Annotated in this window: 19 protein-coding genes; 8 read left to right on the top strand and 11 right to left on the bottom strand. The window is 72.3% G+C overall.

What is annotated here, in order from left to right; translation table 11 throughout:
- Positions 1-271: 271 nt before the first annotated feature.
- Positions 272-700: a hypothetical protein gene (locus ABD331_RS26160; protein WP_344479699.1), complete on the top strand. Its 429-nt coding sequence runs from the start codon at positions 272-274 to the stop codon at positions 698-700.
- A 142-nt stretch (positions 701-842) separates the two neighbouring features.
- Here the strand turns inward: ABD331_RS26160 and ABD331_RS26155 are convergent, their stop codons facing one another.
- Together ABD331_RS26155 and ABD331_RS26150 are read right to left on the bottom strand one after the other, a co-directional pair.
- Positions 843-1,373: a YbhB/YbcL family Raf kinase inhibitor-like protein gene (locus tag ABD331_RS26155; RefSeq protein ID WP_344479696.1), complete on the bottom strand. Its 531-nt coding sequence runs from the start codon at positions 1,371-1,373 to the stop codon at positions 843-845.
- A 100-nt stretch (positions 1,374-1,473) separates the two neighbouring features.
- Complete coding sequence (locus tag ABD331_RS26150) at positions 1,474-3,474, bottom strand: HelD family protein (protein WP_344479693.1); 2,001 nt, start codon at positions 3,472-3,474, stop codon at positions 1,474-1,476.
- Between the two features lie 120 nt (positions 3,475-3,594).
- Here ABD331_RS26150 and ABD331_RS26145 point away from each other — a divergent pair, with 120 nt between their 5' ends.
- The gene (locus tag ABD331_RS26145; protein WP_344479690.1) at positions 3,595-3,930 is read left to right on the top strand and encodes a hypothetical protein; all 336 of its coding nucleotides are present in this window, start codon (positions 3,595-3,597) and stop codon (positions 3,928-3,930) included.
- Between the two features lie 291 nt (positions 3,931-4,221).
- Here the strand turns inward: ABD331_RS26145 and ABD331_RS26140 are convergent, their stop codons facing one another.
- The 3 genes from ABD331_RS26140 to ABD331_RS26130 form a co-directional block, all read right to left on the bottom strand.
- On the bottom strand, positions 4,222-5,868 hold the full coding sequence (locus ABD331_RS26140; protein WP_344479687.1) for a DNA repair helicase XPB: 1,647 nt from the start codon (positions 5,866-5,868) through the stop codon (positions 4,222-4,224).
- Positions 5,869-5,992: 124 nt separating this feature from the next.
- On the bottom strand, positions 5,993-6,343 hold the full coding sequence (locus ABD331_RS26135; RefSeq protein ID WP_344479684.1) for a hypothetical protein: 351 nt from the start codon (positions 6,341-6,343) through the stop codon (positions 5,993-5,995).
- 77 nt (positions 6,344-6,420) lie between these two features.
- On the bottom strand, positions 6,421-7,899 hold the full coding sequence (locus ABD331_RS26130; protein ID WP_344479681.1) for an AMP-binding protein: 1,479 nt from the start codon (positions 7,897-7,899) through the stop codon (positions 6,421-6,423).
- Between the two features lie 304 nt (positions 7,900-8,203).
- Here ABD331_RS26130 and ABD331_RS26125 point away from each other — a divergent pair, with 304 nt between their 5' ends.
- A complete protein-coding gene (locus ABD331_RS26125; RefSeq protein WP_344479679.1) occupies positions 8,204-9,556 on the top strand; it encodes a hypothetical protein in 1,353 nt (450 codons plus the stop codon).
- Positions 9,557-9,596: 40 nt separating this feature from the next.
- Here ABD331_RS26125 and ABD331_RS26120 read toward each other — a convergent pair whose 3' ends face one another.
- Positions 9,597-11,957, bottom strand: coding sequence for a helicase-associated domain-containing protein (locus ABD331_RS26120; RefSeq protein ID WP_344479677.1), 2,361 nt, complete (start codon positions 11,955-11,957; stop codon positions 9,597-9,599).
- A 45-nt stretch (positions 11,958-12,002) separates the two neighbouring features.
- Between ABD331_RS26120 and ABD331_RS26115 the strand changes: the two genes are divergently transcribed.
- Positions 12,003-12,896: a hypothetical protein gene (locus tag ABD331_RS26115; protein WP_344479674.1), complete on the top strand. Its 894-nt coding sequence runs from the start codon at positions 12,003-12,005 to the stop codon at positions 12,894-12,896.
- A gap of 72 nt (positions 12,897-12,968) precedes the next feature.
- On the opposite strand, the gene ABD331_RS26110 is transcribed toward ABD331_RS26115, so the two are convergent.
- Positions 12,969-13,586 (bottom strand): TetR/AcrR family transcriptional regulator, encoded by a 618-nt coding sequence (locus tag ABD331_RS26110; RefSeq protein WP_344479671.1) that lies wholly within the window; start codon positions 13,584-13,586, stop codon positions 12,969-12,971.
- An 84-nt stretch (positions 13,587-13,670) separates the two neighbouring features.
- On the bottom strand, positions 13,671-14,057 hold the full coding sequence (locus ABD331_RS26105) for a hypothetical protein (protein WP_344479669.1): 387 nt from the start codon (positions 14,055-14,057) through the stop codon (positions 13,671-13,673).
- A 104-nt stretch (positions 14,058-14,161) separates the two neighbouring features.
- Between ABD331_RS26105 and ABD331_RS26100 the strand changes: the two genes are divergently transcribed.
- Positions 14,162-14,779, top strand: coding sequence for an HAD family hydrolase (locus ABD331_RS26100; protein ID WP_344479709.1), 618 nt, complete (start codon positions 14,162-14,164; stop codon positions 14,777-14,779).
- A gap of 92 nt (positions 14,780-14,871) precedes the next feature.
- Positions 14,872-15,267: a cold-shock protein gene (locus tag ABD331_RS26095; protein WP_101789277.1), complete on the top strand. Its 396-nt coding sequence runs from the start codon at positions 14,872-14,874 to the stop codon at positions 15,265-15,267.
- Between the two features lie 36 nt (positions 15,268-15,303).
- On the opposite strand, the gene ABD331_RS26090 is transcribed toward ABD331_RS26095, so the two are convergent.
- Entirely contained in the window at positions 15,304-17,079 is a 1,776-nt protein-coding gene (locus ABD331_RS26090) for an MFS transporter (RefSeq protein ID WP_344479662.1), read from the bottom strand.
- Between the two features lie 114 nt (positions 17,080-17,193).
- Between ABD331_RS26090 and ABD331_RS26085 the strand changes: the two genes are divergently transcribed.
- Positions 17,194-17,994, top strand: coding sequence for a DUF3027 domain-containing protein (locus ABD331_RS26085; RefSeq protein WP_344479660.1), 801 nt, complete (start codon positions 17,194-17,196; stop codon positions 17,992-17,994).
- A gap of 66 nt (positions 17,995-18,060) precedes the next feature.
- Positions 18,061-21,096 (top strand): sacsin N-terminal ATP-binding-like domain-containing protein, encoded by a 3,036-nt coding sequence (locus tag ABD331_RS26080; protein ID WP_344479658.1) that lies wholly within the window; start codon positions 18,061-18,063, stop codon positions 21,094-21,096.
- A gap of 46 nt (positions 21,097-21,142) precedes the next feature.
- Here ABD331_RS26080 and ABD331_RS26075 read toward each other — a convergent pair whose 3' ends face one another.
- Positions 21,143-22,612, bottom strand: a complete 1,470-nt coding sequence (locus ABD331_RS26075) for an alpha/beta fold hydrolase (protein ID WP_344479656.1) — start codon at positions 22,610-22,612, stop codon at positions 21,143-21,145.
- A gap of 110 nt (positions 22,613-22,722) precedes the next feature.
- On the bottom strand, positions 22,723-22,935 hold the full coding sequence (locus ABD331_RS26070; RefSeq protein WP_344479654.1) for a DUF2530 domain-containing protein: 213 nt from the start codon (positions 22,933-22,935) through the stop codon (positions 22,723-22,725).
- Positions 22,936-22,997 lie beyond the last annotated feature (62 nt).

Genomic DNA, 22,997 nt, shown 5'->3' with positions numbered 1-22,997 from the left:
GGCGCTGCAGAACGCCGCCTCCATCGCGGCGCTGTTCCTCACCACCGAGGCCGTCATCGCGGAGAAGCCCGAGAAGACCCCTGCCGCCCCGGCCATGCCGGGCGGCGGCGACATGGACTTCTAGGTCTAATCCCGTCGCACGGACGAAGAGCGGCCCGGGTTTTTCCGGGCCGCTCTTGTTTTGTTTATCTGCTATTACGTTTCACAATTGATCGATTACTTGGAGTGAGGGAAGGTGGGTGGCGCTCGACCTCAACCGAAGGAGCAGAACGTGCTTTTCCGCAGCACACGTAATATCGGCGTCGCGGCCCTCACTCTCGCCGCCGCGCTCGCCGTGGCCGCTCCGGCCCAGGCCGACGATCACTGGTCCGCCCTGTTCGCCCCGGCGGACGTCCTGTTCGTCCCGGTGGACGCAGGAGAGCAGGCGGAGGCCGAGGCGGACGCCGACGAGCTGGCGGCCAGGGCGCGCGCCGACGCGATGGAGGACCGGGCGCACGCCGAGGAGATGGAGGCCAAGTCGGACGCCGCCGGCCAGCCGGGCACACGGGTGCGCCTCGACAGGGAGTCGGCGCCCGCCATCGTGCTCCCGCGTGAGCTGCACATGCCCATCTGCGCGCCCGAGTCAGGTCTCGGCATCCCGATCGTGGACGAGGTGCTGCCGCAGCTCGTGGGCTGCCCGGCGGCGGCGCTGGGCCGCTGACCCGCCAGGGTGCCTGACGCACGGGTGTCTGACGCGCGAGGTGTCTGACGCGCGGGGTGTCTGACGCGCGGGTGTCTGACGCCTGGGTGTCTGACGCGCGGGTGCCTGACGCGCGCGGGTCAGGCACCCGGCGACGGGCGGCTCAGATGCCGAACTGGGCGACGATGTGACCGCGCGCCAGCGTGTTCGCGGTGATGTTGAAGCCCGCCACGGCGGGGCTGACGTCGCTGTCGATGCCGAGCTTGTCGACGCCCAGCGCGTGCACCGTGAACACGTAACGGTGCGGGTCGCCGGGGGGCGGGGCCGCGCCGCCGTACGCCTTGCTGCCGTAGTCGTTGCGGGCGTGCACGGCTCCGTCGGGCAGGCCCTTGAAGTCGGGGGCCGTGCCCGCGCCCGTGGGCAGCTCGGTGACCGAGGCGGGCAGGTCGAACAGGACCCAGTGCCAGAACCCGCTGCCCGTGGGGGCGTCGGGGTCGTAGCAGGTGACGGCGTAGCCGCGGGTGCCCTCGGGAGCGCCGGACCAGCGCAGGCCGGGCGACTGGTTCTGGCCCGTCATGCCCCAGTCGTTGAAGACGTGCAGGTCGGCGAGCGTCTGGCCGTGCTGGATGTCGTCGCTCTCGACCGTGAGCTCGGGCACCGGCGGCAGGTACTCGTGGGGAAGGGGTGCGGGCACGGCATCCTCCTAGCGTGAGTGGCTGCTTGCTCAGCCATCCTAGAAGCGGCCGCGCCCGCCGCTCGTCATGCCGCGTACCGCGCCGGGGGTGCCTTGCTCGTCATGCGACGAGCTGCGCCGGGAGCGCCTTGTCGTGCAGCACCGTCAGCGACGTGACGGCCCGAGTCAGCACCACGTACAGGCGGGCCAGGCCTCTCGGCTCGGCCGCGACGATGTCCGCCGGCTCGACGACGATGACGTGGTCGTACTCCAGACCCTTGGCCAGCGTGGCCGGCACGATGAGGAGGCGGTGCTCCTGCGTGGAGTCGGGATCGAGCACGGCGTGCGGCAGGCCCGCCAGCGCCGTCGAGACCTCCTCGATCAGCGCGTCGGGCACGATGACGCCGATGGAGCCCTCCTTGGCCAGCGCCTCCCCGGCGGCCTGCGCCACCGCGAGGCCCTGCCGGACCGTGAGCGACCCGGCGCCGGGCCGCAGCGAGCGCGGGGCGGCCAGGTCGGGGGCGATGGACGGCAGCAGGCGGGCCGCGAAGTCGAGGACCTCGCGGGGCACGCGGAAGCCGAGCGTCAGCTCCGTCACCTCGCCCTCGCGCTGGCCGAGGTGTTCGAGCACCGACTCCCACGAGCTGGTGGACCACGGCGTGGTGCCCTGGGCGAGGTCGCCGAGCACGGTGGCGGAGCCGTTGCGGCAGCGCCGTCCGAGCGCCCTGAGCTGCATCTCGGACAGGTCCTGGGCCTCGTCCACGACGAGGTGGCCGAGCGAGGGCGTGCGCTCCATGAGGTCGCGCAGCTCGTCGAGGAGCGCGGCGTCGGCCGCCGTCCACTTCGCGGACTTCCAGCTCCGGTACGGCTTGCGCCAGCCGAGCAGCTCCCGCTCCTCGGGCGTCAGGCCGGACTTGGCGGCCGTGGCGAGGAACTCGGGGTCGGACAGCAGCCGGTACAGCACCTGCTCGGGCGTCAGCTTCGGCCACACCGCGTCCACGAGCTGCTTGACCGGCTTCGACCTGGCCACCGCGTCCTGCACCCGGTCGTCGGGCGACTCGCCGCGCTGTTCCATCCTGACCAGCACCATGTGGGCCAGGCGCTGCGCCAGCGCGGCCCGGCCCGGGTTGTAGCGGGTGGTGCCGCGCAAGGAGGCCACGATCTCGCGGACCTCGTAGTCGGCCACCCTGTACCGGTAGGCGCCCTTGGTGAACACCACGCCGTCCGTCGGCTTCACGATGTGCAGCCAGAGGGCGCGTTCGAGCACCGCGGCCATCCTGGCGTCGCCCTTGACCGCCGCGACGAGCGGGTCCTCGGGCGCCGAGTGCTCGCCGAGCAGGCCGGCCACCGTGGTCTGGTCGACCTTGACCTCGCCCAGTGCGGGGAGCACGGAGGAGATGTAGGACAGGAAGGCGCGGTTCGGGCCGACGATCATGACGCCGGACCTGGCGAGCCGCTCGCGGTGGGTGAACAGCAGGTAGGCCGCCCTGTGCAGGCCGACGGCGGTCTTCCCGGTGCCCGGCGCGCCCTGGACGCACACGGTCTGGGCCAGCGTGGCGCGGACGATCTCGTCCTGGTCGGGCTGGATGGTGGCGACGATGTCGCGCATGGGGCCGGTGCGCGGGCGCTCGATCTCCTCGGTCAGGATCTTCGAGGGGCCGATCTCGGCGCCCTCGCCGAGCGGCTCGTCCTCGAACGCCGTGAGCTCGCCGCCGTGGTAGCCGAAGCGGCGCCGGCGCACGACCCCCATCGGGTCGGACGGGCTGGCCTGGTAGAACGCGCGGGACACCGGCGCCCGCCAGTCGATGACCAGCGGCTTGCTGCCGCCGTCGTGCACGTGGCGGCGGCCGACGTAGATGGTGCCGGGCAGGTCGTCGCCGCCGGCGCGGTCGAGCCTGCCGAAGAACAGCGGCGTGTCCGGGTGGTCGGCGAGCGCGGCCACCCGCTGGTCGAGCAGCGACTGGAGGATCTGCTGCGAGACCCAGTCGCCCGCCGCGTCCGCGGACAGCGACTGCGCGTGGGCGCGCATGGCCGTGAGCGCGGCCCTGGATTCCGCGAGGTGCGCCTGCTCGGCGGCGAGGACATCGGTGGGTATGTCGGGTGCCAGCTTGTGTGTGGGCATGCGAAAACGCCTCCCTGGTGCTTTACGGAGGTGGTCAAAGGCAGCGAATCGGCCAGTCTAGTGGCGACTTCCGCGTGACTCCAAAGCTTTTACCGGCGAGGGGAAGGGTAGGGATAACAGGTGGCGCGGATTCAGCTCCGGTTCTCGCCGATCATCCCCACGATCGCGAGCTTCCTGCTCGCGGCGCTGTGGGGGCTGTCGGTGTTCGCGGGGTGGGGGCTGGAGGCGTTCTGCGCGGGCGGCGAGGCCGCGTCCGCGTGCTCGCAGCGGCTGGGCACGGTCTCCACCGTGTCGGGGCTGTTCGCCGCGCTGGCCGCCTGCTGCACGGCCGCCGCCTGGTTGCTGCCCTGGTCACGGCATGATCCGCGGGCGTTCTCGCGCCTGATGGGGGCCGGGGTGCTGGCGTGGATCGCGGCGGAGGGCGTGCTCTTCCTCGGCGGCATGCTGGTGCGCTGAGGCGGCAGTGCTCGTGAGCTGAGATGGCTGTGCTCATGCGCTGAGACGGCAGTGCTGGTGCGCTGAGGCGACATCCTGGTGCGCTGATCCGCGCAACCTGCAACGAACCTGGGAATACCGAAAAATTCGGGCATATCAGGTGGGTTTGCCGGATCATGAGGGTATGTCGCAGGCGGCGTGATAGTACGCAGGTGAGGGGGGTGGTTCGAATGTCGGCCCGCGGAGTCTCGTGGACGTGACGCCACGTTGAGTGCCTGGCCGCTCAGGACGAGCGGCCGGGCATCCCAACCCTCAGACCCCGCCCAGCACGTCGTCGGCGTCGATGATCTGGTACGCGTACCCCTGCTCGGCCAGGAACCGCTGCCGGTGCGCCGCGAACTCCTGATCGACCGTGTCACGGCTGACCACCGTGTAGAACCGCGCGCCCCCGCCGTCGGACTTGGGCCGCAGCACCCGTCCCAGCCGCTGGGCCTCCTCCTGGCGTGAGCCGAACGTGCCCGACACCTGGATCGCGACCGTCGCCTCCGGCAGGTCGATGGAGAAGTTCGCCACCTTCGACACCACCAGCACCTGGATCTCCTTGTCGCGGAAGGCCTGGTAGAGCCGCTCGCGCTCCTTCACCCGGGTCTCGCCCTTGATGACCGGGGCGTTCAGGTGCTCGCCCAGCTCGTCGAGCTGGTCGATGTACTGGCCGATGACCAGCACCTGCTCACCCAGGTGGCGGCGGACCAGGGCCTCGGTGACGTGCGTCTTGGACGGCGTGGTGGCGCAGAAGCGGTAACGCTCCTCCGACTCGGCCATCGCGTACGCCAGCCGCTCCTCGTCCGTCAGCGTCACGCGCACCTCGACGCAGTCGGCGGGCGCGATCCAGCCCTGGTTCTCCATCTCCTTCCAGGGCGCGTCGTACCGCTTGGGGCCGATCAGCGAGAACACGTCGCCCTCGCGCCCGTCCTCGCGCACCAGCGTCGCGGTGAGCCCGACCCGCCTGCGGGCCTGGAGGTCGGCCGTCATCCGGAAGATCGGCGCGGGCAGCAGGTGCACCTCGTCGTAGACGATCAGGCCCCAGTCGCGGGCGTCGAACAGCTCCAGATGGCTGTAGACGCCTTTGCGGCGGGTGGTCATCACCTGGTAGGTGGCGATGGTGACCGGGCGGATCTCCTTCTTGTTGCCGGAGTACTCGCCGATCTCGTCCTCGGTCAGCGACGTGCGCTTGAGCAGCTCGGTCTTCCACTGGTGGGCCGAGACCGTGTTCGTGACCATGATGAGCGTGGTGGCCTTGGCGTGCGCCATGGCCGCCGCGCCGACGATGGTCTTGCCCGCCCCGCATGGCAGCACGACCACGCCGGAGCCGCCGTTCCAGAACGCCTCCGCCGCCTCCCGCTGGTACGGGCGCAGCTCCCAGCCGTCCTGGCGCAGCGTGATCGGGTGGGCCTCGCCGTCCACGTACCCGGCCAGGTCTTCGGCCGGCCAGCCCAGCTTGAGCAGGGCCTGCTTGACGTTGCCGCGGTCGCTGGGGTGCACGGCGACCGTGTCGGCGCCGACCCGCTCGCCCAGCATCGGCTGGATCTTCTTCGAGCGCAGCACCTCTTCGAGCACGGCCCGGTCGGTGGAGGTCAGGATGAGCCCGTGAACGGGGTCCTTCTCCAGCCGCAGCCGCCCGTAGCGGGCCATCGTCTCGGCCACGTCCACCAGCAGCGCGTGCGGCACCGGGTAGCGGCTGAAGCTGATGAGCGCGTCGATGACCTGCTCGGCGTCGTGGCCGGCGGCGCGCGCGTTCCACAGCGCCAGCGGGGTCACCCGGTAGGTGTGCACGTGTTCTGGAGCGCGCTCGAGCTCGGCGAACGGCGCGATCGCCTTACGACAGGCGTCGGCCCGCTCGTGGTCGACCTCGAGCAGCAGCGTCTTGTCCGACTGGACGATCAGCGGTCCATCGCTCACTGGCAGTCTCCGTGGGGTTCAGACGGGGGCCTGGCGCAACAGGACCATCGTCTCTCGATCCCGGCGCCCCCGCTCCGAGTCTCCAACAACGGGCGGGCCAGGATTAGTCCTCAGGATCGCCTGGTCACTCGTCGAAGGCGCCGTTGACGCCCAGGACGACGAACGTGCCGATGGTGAGCACGAAGCCCACTCCGAACAGGATCCAGCTCCACATGACCATGGTGCGGGCCGCCTGGGGCTCGCTGCTGGACTTGCTGATGGCCAGGCCCGCCAGGATCGCGCCGGGCAGCCCGAGGATGTTGCAGCAGGAGACCAGCGCGAAGAGGTTGAGCACCAGAGAGACGATCGCGTTGGCGCTGGGCCCGTTGCTGCGCGGGGGAGGCGGGTAGCCGTAGCCGTACGGCGGGGGCGGCTGCTCGCCGTAAGGCGCGCCATATGGCTGGTACGGATATCCCGACGGGTCACCCTGACTCATGCTCACCTCCAGACAGGTCAACACTTATCACGGAATTGACATGCGTCTGACCGAGAGCGCGAGATCTCCGGGGTGACCTAGCCGAGCCTGCCGCGCAGCGCCTTGCGGTCGAGCTTGAGCACGCTCGTCAGCGGGATGGAGTCGACGAACCGGATCTCGCGCGGGTACTTCACCCGCCCGACCCGCTCGCGGGCCCACTCGATCAGCTCCTCGGCGGTCACCGTAGCATCCGGCCTGAGTTGCACGAACGCCACGACCTCCTCCCCGAGGCGAGGGTCGGGCCGGCCCACGACGCCCGACAGCACCACGTCGGGGTGCCGGTCGAGCGCGTCCTCGACGTCGCGCGGGAAGACGTTGAAGCCGCCGCGGATGATCAGGTCCTTCTTCCTGTCCACGATGTAGAGGTAGCCGTCGTCGTCCACGCAGCCGATGTCGCCGGTCCGCAGCTCCTTGCCGGTCAGCGCGGTGCCCTCGGGGTCGGGCTGGTGCTCGCCCCAGTAGCCGAGCATCAGCGAGTCGCCGGAGACGCAGACCTCGCCGACGTCGCCGATCTCCATCGCCTCGCCGTCGCTGTCGCGGATGGTGATCGTGTAGCCGGCCAGCGGCAGGCCGACGCTGCCGATCCGCCGCCTGCCCGGCGGGTTGAACGTGGTGACCGCGCTGGTCTCGGTCAGCCCGTAGCCCTCCAGGATCTGCACGCCGGGCATCCGGCGCTCGAACTCCTCCAGCGTCTGCCTGCCGAGCGGCGCCGCGCCGCAGGTCAGGTAGGCCAGGTCGGGCAGCGGGTGCTCCTCCAGCGGCTCGGCGAGCAGGAGGTGGATCATGGACGGCACGACGGTGCCGTACTGCACGCGCTGCTCGGCGGCCAGGTCCAGGAACGCCCGCGGCTCGAACCAGCGCATCAGCACCGCCTGCTGCGGCTCGGTGGCGTGCAGCGAGGCGACCGTGATGATCAGCCCGTACGAGTGCGACAGCGGCACGGGCACCAGCGCGCGGTTCCTGCCCTCCTGGTGGGACAGGTCGAAGGCGTCCTTGGCCACCTGCCACAGGCCGTGGTGGCTCAGCATGACGCCCTTGGCCTTGCCGGTGGTGCCGCCGGTGTAGAGGAGCGCCGCCAGGTCGCCGGGGTCGCGGGCGACGGGGCCGCGTTCCGCCGCCCGTTCCAGCTCCGCGGTGTCCTCGTAGACGGGGATGCCGGCGTTCGCGGCGCGGACGGTCTGCGCCAGCTCTGGCGAGGTGACGATCGCGGCGGCGCCGCTGTCGATCAGCAGGTGGCGCAGCTCCTCCGCGCCCACCAGGAACACCACCGGCGTCACCACCGCGCCCGCCGCCCACAGCGCCTGGTAGACGATCGGCACCTCGGGGGAGTTGGCCATCATGACGGCCACCCGGTCGCCCGGCCTGATGCCCGCCTCGGCGAAGCCGCCGCTCATCCGGCGCGCCCGCTCGGCGAGCGCGTGACTGCGGTGCCAGACGCCTTCGTAGTACACCGAGTCGTGGTCGTCGAAGCGGCCCCACGACTCCTCCGCCAGCCTGCCCAGCGTTTGCTCGGTCACATGCACAACCTGATGCGTGTGAGGAGCTTCAGTCAAGCCTCGGCCTCTTGACTAGTCATTGTGGACGATGGTCTTGTAGCCCGTAAATAGGTATATCGCTTCTTCTGTCGCCATACGTGTTTTCATGTCGGTCGGGATCGTGTAAAGGTGGTGTGCCGAGAGTCGCAGGACGTTCCTGGCCACCTGTCTTCGCAGATCAGCAGCCAGGTGATGACGCTCGGTGACCTCCCGTAAAAACGAAGAAACTCGTTGTCTCGCGCTAATTCCTGTAGAAAAGTTTCCAGTTAGCTTCCGAGGTGGCTTCGTGACCGAAACGCCTGAGCCAGGCGAGATCGACCTCGACAACATGACGCTCACGGGGAGCCTCATGGCCGTCACCGAGCACCTCCGCGCCGTGGCCGGCCCGGCCACCAGAGACCTCACCCGGCGGGAGGCCGACACGCTGCTCCGCTCGTACCTGGAGCCCGGCTGCTTCCCCGAGGCGGTGCGCCGCCTGGCCACCCGCCACCTGCTGATCCTCGTCGGCGAGCAGGAGACCGGGCGCCGACTGGGGGCGCTCGCGCTGCTGTCGCGCATGTCGCTGGCCGAGAGCACCATCACCGTGCTGTCCCCGGCCGCCGGGGCGCACGACCTGCTGGCCGGCACCGAGTACGAGCCCGGCAGGGCGTACCTGCTGCACGACTGGATCGCGGCCAGCACCGACCGCACCGAGCTGATCAACCTGGCGCGCAAGCTGGCCGAGCTGGGCTCGTACCTGGTGATCACCAGGAGCGGCGGCCCGTCGCAGGCCGTCGAGGTGGAGCACGCCTGGGCCGTGCCGGAGCCGGGCGAGCTGTTCGACCTGTGCCTGAGCACCTACGACCTGCGCGCCGGGCTGTCACCCGAGAAGCTGAGCCGGGCCAGGGAGCTGGCGCTGACGCTGCCGACGCCCGCCGAGGTCGTCCGCCTCGCCGCGCGGCTGGCCCCGGGCGGCGAGCCCTCCGGGGAAGAGGTGGCGGCCTGGCTCGACACCAAGCCGCCCATGCGCGAAGTGCTGGCCGTCGCGGCGCTCGCCTTCACCCACCGGCTCGCCGAGGCCGCCTTCGACGAGCAGCTCGCCCGGCTCGAACGGCTCTGCCACGAGATCGGCCGGCGGCCCGTCACCGGCCCGCTCATCGGCGCCGAGGACGGGCTCGTCGCCTTCCGCGCCGGGCACCAGCGCGGCCGGGTGCTGGCCGAGCTGGCCGTGCGGTACGGGTTCTCGCTGTGGCAGCCCTTGCGGGAATGGGTCAGGTCGCTGCCGTCGCAGGGGCCAGCCCTCCAGGTACGGGCGGCGGAAGGGGTGGCGTTGCTGGCCCGGCATGCCATGCGGGAGGCGCGGCAGGAGTTCCTGGAGGTCTGGGCCCAGGGGAGCGCGGCCGAGCGGGTGGCGGCGGCCAACGTGCTGTCGTACATGTGCGCCGACGACACCCTCGCCCCCGAGGCGCTCGGGATCGCGGTGGGGTGGGCCGCCGACCCGGCGGACCTCAGGGCGACGGCGGCGGCGGTCGCGCTGGGCGGCGGGCTGGCCGTGCGCTACCCCGGCGACTGCGCGCGGCTGCTGCGGCGCCTGGAGACCCTGGGCGGCCCCGCGGCGGCGGTGGCCGCTCAGTCGCTCAAAGCCCTGCCTCAGGGATGACGCAGGAGGTCAGAGCCCTGCGACGCCGCTGACGCGGACGTCAGAGGCCTGCGACGCCGGTGATGCGGTGCAGGGCGAAGCGGTGCACGGCCGCCCTCGTCTCGTCGTACGCCGTGAGGTAGCCGCCCTCCATCCGCGCCGGCTCCAGGATGCGCGAGGTCGCGTTGCCCTGCGAGTCGAGGTAGCCGATCCACACCCGCACCCCCTGCTTGATCGCCTCCTGCAACGCCGAGATGGTGGCCGTGGCGGGCCCGCGCGGCACCTGACCGCCCGGCGCATCCACCGGCTCCCGGCGGGCCAGGTGCGCCGCGTCGCCGGCCCGCAGCGCGCGCACGGCCGCCGCCGCCACCTCGGGGTCGAGGCCGTTGGGCGAGGCCACGGCGCGGGCGGGCGCCACCCCCTCGGTGCGCCGGCTCTCGAGCTGGGAGATGATCACGTCGCCGTCGAGCGACTCGGCGACGGGGGCGTACCCCATCGCCCGCAGCGAGTCGACCAGCGCCGCCCTGGACGAGCGGGAGGCGATGACGGTCGGCGCGAGCCGGCGCAGCCGCAGCGCGGCCGAGCGGCGGTCGGCGGTGATCTGGTCGAGCAGGGCGGGGTCGTCGCAGCGGATGTACGCGCTCGCGGTGCCGACCCGGATCCGCCCGTGCCGCCTGGCCACGTCCGTCACCAGGTACGACAGCGCCTGCGGCACCGGCGTGGCGGAGTGGCGGGCCAGCATCGACACCAGCTCCTCGCCGCCGTGGCCCGCGTCGAGCGCGCGCCTGATCGAGCTCTCGCTGAACCGGTAGACCGTCGCCCCGCCCTTCGACTCGACGTCGGCGGTGAGCGTCATCCAGCGGTTCAGCTCGCTCGTCAGCGGCCCCGGCGCGACGGCGGTGAGGTCGGCCTGCAGCAGCACGTGATCGACGGGCTCGGGCAGCAGCGGCGCCAGCGCCTCGGCCGCCGCACCGCCCTCCACCAGCGCCCGCCCGTGCCCGGACAGCGCGCCCAGCCCTGTCACGCCGACCTGCTCGGCCTCCCGCAGCGTGAAGTCGACGAGCTGCTCGCGCAGCGGGCCGCGGCGGCGCGGCTGCTCCCACGTCAGCCGTTCGAGCACGGAGTCGCGGTCGGGCGCCAGGCCGGGCGCCGCGGCGAGCACGCCCAGCGTGGCCGCCCTGACCCCCGGCGCGGACGAGCGGCGCAGGTCGGTGTGCAGGGCGTTGAGCGGCCTGTCACGGTCGTCGCGCTCGCCGACCAGGCCCGGCACCCGGTCCATGTGCAGCCAGGTGGCCGCGAGCGTGGTCCAGCGGTCGGCCGTGGACCTGACCCGCCACAGGTCGTATCCGGACGTCGGCAGCCACTCGCCGTCCACGCCGCCGCCGGACGCGATCAGCCCGGCCGCGTGCGCGACCTCGACCACCAGCGCCGTCACCCACTCAGGCAGGTCCAGCTCGCCCGCCGCGCGCTTCAGGTCGCGGACGCCCAGACCGCCGGTGCGCAGCACGCCGGGCGGCTCGGCGCTCCACCGCTCGCACAGCTCCTCCACGGCCCTGACGAACGAGAACGCCTGCCCCGCCGCCGTACGGTCGGCCAGGCTCGGATCGCGCGTGGCGCCGTGCAGCGCCGGCGGGACGGCCAGCAGGTCGCGGTGCACCCGGCCGCCACGCAGGAAGAGGCCCACCTCGCGGGGCAGCGTCACGCTCTCCTCGCCCGTGGCGGCCAGCAGGCCGCGGGCGAGCAGCTCCTCGATGGGCGAGCGGGCGGAGGCCACCCGGACCTCGCGCCTGGCGTTGGGCACGCGGCCGGTCGGCGGGCCCCAGACGAGCTGGTCGAGCGCGCCTCTGGCCTCGGGCGACACAGCCCCGATGAGCGCGCCAGGCTCGGACAGCGCGGCGGCCAGTCGTTCCTTGCCCGAGCCCGCCGTGCCGGGGGCGACGTCGTCGGCCATCTCGTCGAGCTGCTCGGGCGCGTGGTGCCGGAACGCGTCGGCCGCCCTCGGGCCCAGGCCCGCCGGGTCGTCGAGCACCTTGCGCACACCGGGGCCCAGCTCCAGCGCGTCGTCAGGCCCGTAGACCAGGGCCAGGTCGCGCAGCCTGCCGAGCGCCGTGGACAGCGCGGGCTCCGGATCACCCGGCCCGCTCTTCGCCCCTGCCAGCTCGCCGGACGCCAGCGCCCTGCCGACGAGGTCGTGCAGCGCGTCCTTCGAGGTCGGCTCGTCCCGCACCGCCAGCGTCTCCACGACGGCCAGCGTGAACCGGTCGAGCCGGTCCAGCACCCTGCCGATCGCCGAAGGACTGGCGGCCCGCGAGGCGAGGCCCTCCAGATGCGCGGGCACCGGAGTGATCAACTCGGGACGCGCGGACACGAGCGCCCGTAGCTGTTCGTCGGTGCGCCCCCTGATCCACTCCGTGAACTCCATCGTTGCCATGGTATGTCCCCCCTGATTGGGGCAGCATTGCTAGGCGTGATAGAGCGCGCGGACCAGCTCGTGCTGAACTACGTCTCGGCGGCTGCCGACGCCGCTCACGGCGTGCTCAGGGCCGACCAGCGGCTCGACTTCGCCAAGCGGCTGCGGGCCAGGATCGAGGCCGAGCGGGGCGGCAGCCAGAACGCTCGTCAGGTGGCCAAGGTGCTGGCGCGGTTCGGGGATCCGGTGGCGTTGGTCGAGCGGGAGGTCAGGAGGCTGGAGGCCGCGGGGGTTCCTACTGCACGCGCCACAGTCCCGGCTTCTTCTGGAGTGGAGCCTTCGGGCGTGGCGGCCGTCCCAGGCGCGGTGGCGACGCGCGGACCGGTGGAGGGGGTTGGGAACACGCGGAGGTTTCCTGCCATCGTGGACGACGGCGCCGCGCCTCCCGGCGTCCGCACGTACCGCAGGCTCGCGCAGGACCGGATCGACAGGCAGCGGCAGGGCCGCGGGCTGCCGTTCGCGGGCCTGCGCAGGGCGGCGATGTCCAGCGCCAACCCGATGGCCACCGGCGGAAGGGACGCCAGGACCATCGTCAAGGAGCACCCCCGCGACGTGGCGGCGATGGTGATCCTGGTGGTGGCGGCGCTGCTGGTGCCGATCGACCTGCCACCGGTGGCGATCTTCGAGGTGCCCTTGGTGGTGTGGGCGGTGGGCGCGGCGCTGGTGCTGTTCGGGGAGAGCTGGAACGCGCGCGACAAGTTTCTCGGCATCGGCGCGCCGCTGCTGGGCTACTCGGTGGGCGGGGTGGTCGTCGGCGGTCTGCGGGTGGGGATCGAGGCGGGGGTGCAGGCGTTCGTTCAGCAGTTCTTCGACGTCAGCGGCACGATGTTCATGATCGGTACGGGTGTCGGCGTCGTGTGGCTGGCCTACCGGCTGCTGGACGTGAGCTGACCGGCGCCAGGCCGGACGTGAGCTGACCGGCACCGGGCTGGGCCGTCAGCTCACCGGCACCGGGCCCGGACGTCAGCTGACCGGCGCCGGGCTGGGCAGCAGTCCGACGGCCAGGCGTACCCAGGCGGCCACGAACTGGTCCTTCTCCGCGTGCCCCGGCAGCTCCCCCACCGTCTCCTGGAACAGCCGGTAGTGCACCACGGAGCCGCCGAGCACGGTCGAGATGCCCGCCCAGTCGAGCTTGACGTCGCGGTACTCGGGCTGCGCCTGGAACCAGCTCACGATGGCGTCGAACATCGGCTGCATCAGCCCTTCACGCACCACCGCGACCAGCTCGGGGAACTGGCTCAGGTCGCGGAAGAAGACCCGGGTCAGCTCGGACTCCTCGCGCACCTTGGCCAGGCCGGCGCGGCACACGTGGGCCAGCCGCTCCTCCAGGTCGACGGAGGCTTCCATGCTGCTGAGCTGGGCCAGGCTCTCGGCCACCTGGTACCTGGTGCGGCTGGCGTGCTCGTTGATGGCGGCGGACAGCACCTCGTACTTGGACTTGAAGTGCCTGTAGAGCCCTCCTGCGCCGGGAGACAGCCCTGAGGCGGCCTCGATCTCGGCCACGGATGTGGCGGAGTACCCTCGCTCGGCGAAAAGCCTGAGGGCCTCATCGATGATCCGCTCACGGGTCGATCTGCTCATATCTACGCTGATACCTCCGTAAGGAGAGTAATCGCTTCCGCGGGTCGCGGTTCAGCGGCACGCTGCGGGGATCGCACTTCGTCCTCAGGGGCCCGCGCGCCGGATCAGCCCCGCCAGGGCGGAGCCGATGATCAGCCAGACGATGGCGGCGAGCCCGTGGTTGACCAGCGCCGTCCAGCGCGGGTCGGCGAGCTGGAAGAGGTTGGCCAGGCCCAGCGAGAGCCACGAGGCGAGCAACTCGACGAACTGGTACCAGACGTTGGCGGGGTTGGCGCGCAAGACCGTGAAGAGCGCGTAGAGCAGGAGGGCCAGCGCGGCCACCCGGGAGGCCAGCCGCACCAGGCCGGCCAGGGTGGAGGCGACGCGCTGCCTGGCCGTCACGGTGTGCCCACCGGGGCGGGCCGGGCGGTGGGGGCGGGGAGGGGCGGAGGAGGCGACGAGCCGGTCGCCGGGCTCAGGGGTGTCGGTCAAGGCCGCTCCTCTCCGATAAGTAACTCCTTTCTTCCCATTTCTCTTGCCGCGGAACAAGGGCCGTTACGTGGGGTAGGGGCTCGTTTGGCATCCTGCACTCTGTGATGACTTCGGTGGGATTCGACCTCGACATGACATTGGCGGACACGCGGGCGGGCATCGCGGCCGTTTACGACGAGCTGGCCGTGCGATTGGGCGTGCCATTCGACAGTGCGGCGATCGTGAGCCGGTTGGGGCCGCCGCTGGAGATGGAGCTGGCCAACTGGTTGCCTTCGGCGGAGGTGCCGGCCGCCGCCGACCTCTATCGCGAGATATATCCGAAAATGGGGGTTCCGGTGCACACGGCCATGGCCGGCGCGCACGACGCCATCGCCGCCGTCCGGCAGGCCGGCGGCGGGGTGATCGTGGTGACGGGCAAGAACCCCCGCGACGCCAGAGGCACGGTCGAGGTGCTCGGTCTGGACGTGGACGAAGTGGTCGGCTCGGTTTTCGGAGCGGACAAGGGATCGGCACTCGCGCGCTTCGGCGCGGCGGCTTATGTTGGTGACCATGTCGCGGACATCCAGGCGGCACGCGCGGGCGGCGCCGTGAGCGTGACAGTCGCGACCGGCCCCTACACGGTGGGAGAGCTGCGTGATCACGGAGCAGATGTGGCACTGGGCGACCTGACCGAATTCGCCGCCTGGTTCACCGGTTGGCGCGAGCATGATGCGCTTCGCTAATTGTCCCGTAATTACCCGGTCGCCCCGGAGCTTCGCGGGGCATAACCTACATCCATCCATCATCTTTTCGACTGTTTGAACGAGGTCCTCCTGTGCCGAGTGGCAAGGTCAAGTGGTACGACGCCGACAAGGGTTTCGGCTTCCTCACCCGCGACGACGGCGGTGAGGTCTTCGTGCATTCATCCGCGCTGCCCGCCGGCGCAGGCCCGCTCAAGCCCGGCCAGAAGGTCGAGTTCGGCGTGGCCGAGGGCCGCAGGGGTCAGCAGGCGCTCTCCGTGAGGATCCTGGAGCAGCCGCCGACGCTGGCCAAGACCAAGCCCAAGGGCAAGCGGAAGAAGCCGGACGAGATGGTGGTCATCGTCGAGGACCTGATCAAGTTGCTCGACGGGGTCTCGACCTCCTACCAGCGGGGCAAGCACCCGGACGCGGCGCACGCCAAGAAGATCGCCCAGGTGCTCCGGGCGGTCGCCGACGACCTCGACGCCTGACCTCCCTCCTGACCCGCCTCCCCGCCCGGGGGCGGGTCAGCCGTTCGGGTTGGTGAGGGGTTTGGTGGAGTCGAGCTTGTCCTTGCGCGGCGGCTGCTCGCCGTTGGGGACGGTCCTGTCGTACGGGCTGACCTCGTCTGAGGGATTCGGCCCGGAGTAATCGGGCGAGGGCTGATCGGGCGAGGCATGGCCCGTCGAGGGATGCGCGGTCGCGGCGTGCGCGGTCGGGCCGTAAGCGGGCGAGGCGTCGGCGTGCGCGGGCGCGCCGTGATCGGGCGCGGGAGCGCCGTGATCGGGCGTGGCGTGCGGGGTCGCGGCGTCGGCGGGGGCTTCGGCGCGCTGGCGGCGCAGCTTGGCCTTGGTGGCGCGCACCCGCTGCCGCCGGGAGACCAGCAGCCACCCCAGCGCCGCCGTCAGCGCGACGGCCAGCGCCACCAGCCCCGCCAGGCTGCTCTCGGTGAGCGACAGCACCAGCCCCACCAGCCCGCCGAACACCCAGGCGAGCTGCAGCACGGCCTCCACCACGCCGAAGGTGGACGAACGCACCTCCTCGCCGATCTCCCGCTGCACGATCGCGTCGAGCGCCAGCTTGCCCAGCTCCTGGGCGAAGGCCGCGACCAGCGAGATCAGCAGCGCCGTCCACACCCCGAAGAAGATCGCGGTGACGATGGCGGTCACCGCGGTCAGTGCCAGCGTGGCCAGCACGATGAGCTGCGGCGCGTTGTTGCGCGTCCAGTTGGCCACGACGGCGCCCGCCAGGCCGCCCAGCCCGGCGGCGCCCGCCAGCAGCGCGATCGTCTTGGGGATGTCGAAGAACGGGTCGCGCGCCCACGGCTCGGCGGCGGCCAGCCACGGCACGGCCTCGTCCTGCACCAGGAAGAGCAGGAAGAACAGCAGGAACCCGGAGAACAGCCGGATGGCCACGTTCGCCCAGACGGCCTCGGCGACGGCGGGCCCCACCTTGAGCAGGGTGCGCCAGCGCGGGGCCGCGCCCTCCTCCTCCGTGTCGGGGGAGTCGACGTGCCGCGGCAGGCGTACGGCGACCACGCCCAGCAGCAGGAAGCCCACCATGGCGACGCGCAGGATCGCCGCGCTGCCCAGCCAGGCGGTCAGCCCGGCGCCGAGCGGCACCGCGACCCCGGCCGAGACCAGCGTGAACAGCGCCACCCGCGCGTTCGCCGACACCAGCGTGATGTCGGCGGGCAGCACGCTCGGCATGATCGCCGCCCGCGACACGTTGTACGCCTTCGACAGCACCAGCACGCCCAGCGCCCCGATGAACAGCGTCGGCAGGTCGCCGGGGCCCACGGCCGCCGCCATGGCGAAGCACAGCAGGCCGCGCCCGAACAGCGTGCCGGCCATCACGTAGCGCCGCCCTGACCTGAACCGGTCGAGTATCGGCCCGACGAACGGCGCGAGCAGCGCGAACGGCACCATCGTGATGACGAGGTAGAGGGCCACCGAGCCGCGCGCCTCGCCCACGGGGACGCCGAAGAAGACGGTGCTGGCGAGCGCCACGGTGACGAGCGCGTCGCAGGCGCTGTTGCCTGCCGACAGCTCGATCAGGCGGCCGAGCCCGGTGCGGCCCGCGCCGCCCGCGTACGTGAGCTTGCGGGTGGCCTTGCCGACGCCGCGCGCGCCCCTGGCGGTGGCCTTGCCGGCCCGCGCGGTGCCGCTCGCGGTGGCTTTGGTGGCCCGAGCGGTGCCGCTCGCGGTGGCCTTGGTGGCGCGCACGGTGGCGCGTCCGGCGTCAGCGGCGCCGCGCGCCACGCGCCGGGAGATGTGGCGTGCCCGCTCCCAGCCTCCCTCCACGAGTACCAGTCTTACCCGATCCTGGCCCGATCTCGGCCGTGTGGGCCCCCGCAGGTCCCGGGATGGGTGAGAATGAAGTGTGAGCGAACAGCACCTTTCGGCGGAGGCGGCCCGATGAGCCGCACCAGGGCCCGCGTCTCCGCTCCCGACCAGGCCTGTGTCGCCGCGGTCGATCTGGCGCGTGCCGCGGCCGAGGAGCTAGCGCGGCCGGGCGAGCCCGGCGAGCACCTCGGTCATGAGAGCGAAGGCGACCGGATCGTCACCCACTACTTCGCCTGCCTCGACCGGGCCTATCGCGGCTGGCGCTGGGCCGTCACCGTGACGCGCGCCTCGCGCGCGAAGAAGGTCACGGTCAGCGAGGCCGTGCTGCTGCCCGGCTCGGGGGCGCTGCTGGCGCCCGAGTGGCTGCCGTGGAGCGAGCGCCTGCGCCCCGGCGACCTGGGCGTGGGCGACCTGCTGCCGACCGCGGACGATGACGACAGGCTCGCGCCGGGTTTCACCGAGACCGACGACGACGCCGACCATCAGGCGGTTTTCGAGTACGGCCTGGGCCGAGCCCGTGTGCTCTCGGCCATCGGCAAGGACCGGGCTGCCAGACGCTGGCACTCGGGCGAGCACGGGCCGCACACGCCGATCGCACACGCCGCTCCCGCGCAATGCTCCACCTGCGGCTTCTACTGGCTGCTGGCGGGTGGCTTGCGGCAGATGTTCGGGGTGTGCACTAACGAGTACGCCCCCGACGACGGCAAGGTGGTGGCCGCCGACCACGGGTGCGGCGCGCACTCCGAGGCCGCCGTGCTGCCGCCGCCCGTGGAGCAGGCCATCCCGATTCTCGACGATCTGGGTTACGACCTCATGGAGGAGGAAGCAGGTTCGGTGGACGAATCGGCTTCCGAGGAGCTCGGCCATTCCTGACCGTGAGTGTCGGTGAAGGCCGCTACCCTACGGTGGCCCCCTACCCTCCAACCAGGATCGTGATCGATGAGCGACCACTACGGCACTGACCGGATGCGAGCAGCCGTCCTCTCCGCTTGGACGGCCTCGCCCGCCCGGTTCCGCGAAGACGCCAACGCGGAGGAGGACTTCGCGCTCGGCGGCTACCGCGATCGGCTGATCGTCGAGCTGGCGCAGAACGCCGCCGACGCGGCGCTGCGGGCGGGCGTGCCAGGGGTGCTGCGGCTGACGCTGCGCGGCGACGTGCTGACCGCCGCCAACACCGGCGCCGCGCTCGACGCCACCGGCGTGGAGAGCCTGTCCACGCTGCGCGCCTCGGGCAAGCGTGACGAGGCGGGCGCGGCGGGCCGGTTCGGGGTGGGCTTCGCGGCGGTGGTGTCCGTCTGCGACGCGCCCTCCATCGGCTCGCGCGGGGCGCCCGCGGTGCGCTGGTCCCGCACCGAGACCGCGGCCCTCGTCGCGGAGGTTCCCGCGCTGGCGGGTGAGCTGGCCGAGCGTGGCGGGCACGTGCCGCTGCTGCGGCTGCCGTTCGACGAGCCGCCGATGATCGACATTCCCGAGGGCTTCGACACGGTCGTCCGGCTGCCGCTGCGCGACCAGGCGAGCGTCGAGGCCGTGCGCCGCATGCTGGCGGAGACCAGCCCCGCGCTGCTGCTCGGCCTGCCGGCGCTGGAGAGTATCGAGGTCGACCTCGACGGATCCGTGCGCACGGTCGTCGCCGACGGCTGGCACGTGGTGTCGGAGTCCGGCGAGTTCACGCCCGAGGAGGTCGGCAGGCTGTTCGCCGACCGGCCCACCGAGGAGCGCGCGAGGCCGTACTGGTCGCTGCGCTGGGCGGTGCCGGTCACCGGCACGGGCGAGCCGGGCCCGCTGCCCGCCGCCGTGCCGCCCGTGGTGCACGCGCCGACGCCCAGCGACGAGCCGATCGACCTGCCCGCGCTGCTGATCGCCTCGTTCCCGATGGCCACCGACCGGCGGCACGTGGCCAAGGGGCCGCTGGCAGACTTCCTGGTCGAGCGGGTCGCCGACGCCTATGTGCGGCTGCTGCGCGAGCTGCCCCGCACGTCCAGGCTGCTCGACCTGGTGCCCTCCCTGATGGGCAAGGGCGAGCTCGACGCGCGCGTGCGCAGGGCCGTCCTGGAGCGGCTGCCCGGCACGCCGCTGCTGCCGGCGCTGTCGGCGCCCGCCCCGGCGGTGCAGACGCCGTCGTTCGCCGACGAGAAGGTCTACGAGCCCGACGCGCAGTGGCGGGTCGAGCACCCGGCGCCGGAGCCGGGAGGCGACGGCTGGGTGGTGACGGGCCGCGAGGCGGCCGTCGTGGCGTCCGCCTCGGCCGAGCTGCTCACCACCGTCGCCGACTTCGTGCCGGGGCTGCTGCCCGCAGGCTGGCCCGCCCGCCACCCCGCCATGACGGCGCTCGGGGTGCGCAGGGTGGAGCTGTCCGACGTCGTCGATCTGCTGTCGGGCGAGGCGCTGGAGGCGCGCGAGCCGTCGTGGTGGCGCGCCCTGTACGAGGTGCTGCCCGCCGACGACCCCGAGTCGCTGGGCGCGCTGCCGGTGCCGCTGGCAGACGGCCGGCTGGTGCGCGGGCCGCGCGGCACGCTGATCCTCACCGACGGCGGGGCCGACCTCGACCTGACGCCGCTCGGGCTGCGCATCGTGCATCCGGAGGCGGCGCACCCGGCGCTGCTGCGGCTGGGCGCGGCCGAGGCCACGCCCCGCACGGTGCTGGAAGACCCGCTGACCAAGGCCGCCGTCGCGCAGTCGCTCGACAGCCCCGACCCCGAGCCGGTGTCGCGGGCCGTGCTGTCGCTGGTGGAGGCGTCCGGGCTGGCGCCCGGCGAGGCGCCGTGGCTGGCCGAGCTGGCGCTGCGCGGCACCGACGGCGAGCTGTACGCGGCCGGTGAGCTGATGCTGGCCGACGGGGCGCTGGCGGCGGTCCTGGAGTCCGACACGCATCTCGGGGTGGCCGCGGCCGAGCTGGAGGAGACCTACGGGCCGCGCGTGCTGGCCGCGGCGGGGGTGCTCGACGGGTTCGCCGTGGTGCACGAGCCCGACGTGCTGCTCGACCCCGACGAGTGCGACCACGACCTCGACCGCGAGGCCGACTGGCTTGACCACGTGCTCGACCTGCTGCCGGAGCTGGACGTGCCGCCGCTGGTGCCCGAGTTCCTCGCGGTGCGCGACCTGGAGATGGTGGCCGACTGGCCGGCCGCGCTGCGGCTGCTGACCACGCCGCCGCTGCGGGCGGCGTTGCACCCGCTGCGCGTCGAGGGCGTGGAGGTGCCGTCCTACACGGCGTGGTGGCTGGCCCACCGGCCCGTGCTGGGCGGGCGCAGGCCGCTGGAGCTGCGGCTGCCCGGCGCCGACCCGCTGCTGCAGGGCCTGTACGCCGACGCGCCCGCCGGGCTCGACGAGGCGGCGCTGTCGATGCTCGGCGTCCGCACGACGCTGGCGGAGCTGCTGGCCTCGCACGGCGGCCCGGAGGAGCTGCTCGACCTGATGGCCGACGAGTCGATCGAGGTCGACCGGGCCCAGCTCCGGGCGTTGTGGATCGCGCTGGCCGCGGTCGACCCGTCGCGGGTCGCGCCGCCGTCGAGGGTGCGGGCGGTGCTCGGCGGTCAGATCGTGGTGGCCTCGGCCGAGGACGCCGTCGTGGTGGAGGCCCCCGACCTGCTGCAGCTCGTCACCGACCGGCCGCTGGTGCTGGCCTCCTACGACTTGGCCGAGTCGCTGTCCGAGCTGCTCGACCTGCCGCTCGCCGGTGAGCTGACCTCGGGCGAGGTCACCTCTGAGGGGGTGACGCGGCAGGTGCCGGCCGAGGTACGGTCGTTGCTGCCCGCCGCGCCCGGCACGTACGTCGAGCACGAGAAGCTGCTGGTAGACGGGGTGGAGTGCGCGTGGCGCTTCTTCGAGGGCGCCGTGCACTGCACCGGCGTTGACGGGCTGGCCAGGGGGCTGGCCTGGGCGACCGGGCAGTGGAACGACCGGCTCGCGGTGGCGGCCCTGCTGCGCGACCCGGAGGCGGTGCCGCTGCTGCTGGCCGAGGCCGACCTGTCCTGACGCGCACGTACCGGGGAGGCCCCCCGTCAGGGCCCTCCCCGGTCGGTCAGGCGGCGCAGGTGGTGCCCGCGGCCGGCACCTTGCCCTCGATCACGTACGCGTCCACGGTCTTCATGACGCACCCGTCGCCGGTCAGGTAGGCCCCGTGGCCCTCGCCCTCGTAGGTGAGCAGGACACCGGTGCGGAGCTTCTCCGTCAGGCTGGTGGCCCACTGGAACGGCGTGGCGGGGTCGCCCTTGCCGCCGACCACCAGGATGGGCGCGGAGCCGGTGGCGTCGATGCGCCTGGCCGCGTCGTCCCCGCGCACCGGCCAGTGCTCGCACGTCCCGCTGCTGATCCCGTCGAAGGACAGGACGGGGAAGATGTCCTTGATCCGCTCGTTGACCCGCTTCATCTGCGCGGCGGTGGGCCGTTCGGCGTAGTCGGCGCAGTTGATGGCCGCGAGGCTGGTCATCATCGTGTTGTAGGTGCCGTCGGGCCGGCGTCCTGTGTAGGAGTCGGCCAGGGCGAGCAGGATGGTGGCGTTGCCCTTGCGCGCGGCGGCGGTCGCCTGCTCCAGCACGGGCCAGCTCTGCTTGGCGTACAGCGGGGTGATGACGGCGAGCTGGCCCAGCCAGAACGTCAGCTCGCGGTCGCCCACCTTGATGGGGTTGGTCTTGAGCCCTTCGACGAAGTCCTCGACGGTCTTGACGACGGTGGCGGGGTCGCCGCCCAGCTCGCAGCTCTTGGCCACGCAGTCCTCGGCGAACGCCTCCAGCGCCTGGTCGAAGCCGGTGGCCTGGATGACGGCGCGCTCCTCGTACGTCACCGAGGGGTCGAAGGCGCTGTCCAGGACGAAGCGGCCGACGTTCTTGGGGAAGTGGGTGGCGTAGACGGCGCCGAGGTGGGTGCCGTAGGACAGGCCGAAGTAGTTGAGCCGCTGGTCGCCGAGCGCGGCGCGGAGCAGGTCGAGGTCCTTGGCGGCGTTGACGGTGCCGACGTGCGGCAGCACCTTGCCCGACTCGCGCTGGCAGGCCTGGGCGAGCTCCTTGGACATCGCGTCCTGGTCGGCGTCGGCGTCCGCGGCGAGGCTCTTGGCGAACTCGTCGCCGCAGGTGACGCCGGCGCTGCGGTCCACGCCGCGCGGGTCGAAGCTGACGAGGTCGTAGCGGGTGCCGAGCTTGGCGAACGCGGGGGCGGCCACGGCCATCGAGTCGACGCCGGAGGCGCCGGGGCCGCCGAAGTTGAAGACCAGGGAGCCGAGGCGCTCGCCGGTGGCCTTGACCCGGATGAGCGCGAGGTCGATCTTCTCGCCGCCGGGCTGGGCGTGGTCGAGGGGGACCTGAAGCTTGCCGCATTCGACACCGGGGCCGGGGGTGAGCTGCTTGCCGTCGGGGCCGACGAGGTCGGTGCAGGTGCTCCACGCCACCGTGCCGGTGCTGTTGCCAGCCGGCGGGGTCTTCGCGGCAGGGTCGGCAGTGCCGCAGGCGCTGAGCAGCAGGGCGCCCAGGAGGAAGGTGGCGATGGGCTTCTTCATGCAACCCAGCATGAGCCGACGGGCATATGCCGATGTAGTGGGCGAAAACACCACTTGGAGATGACTTCGGGGAACGGCGGGAGATGACGAATGTCACCTGCCGGGCGGGGTCAGCCGCGCCTGGGCCGCCGGACGAACCACATGCCGAAGAAGCCGAAGACCACCCCGGTCACGCAGGTCCAGATCCACCACGTGTTCTCGGGGGCGGGCCGGAAGATCAGCAGGGCGACGAGGGCGACCGCCCACACGGCCGTGCCGACGGCGATGGCGGCGGTGTCGTTGGTCTTGATCGGCTCCGGGTCGGGGTGCCACTGCTGCTTCACGTTGTCCAGCCTAGCTTCCAATCGGGTCTCGATCTCATCACTGGCTCTTTTCGCAGCTCATC

Origin of the sequence: Nonomuraea monospora, assembly GCF_039531895.1 — a bacterium.
GTDB classification, from domain to species: Bacteria; Actinomycetota; Actinomycetes; order Streptosporangiales; family Streptosporangiaceae; genus Nonomuraea; species Nonomuraea monospora.
The sequence above is the reverse complement of the archived record's forward strand: the minus strand, read 5'-3'. Positions and strand labels throughout refer to the sequence as shown.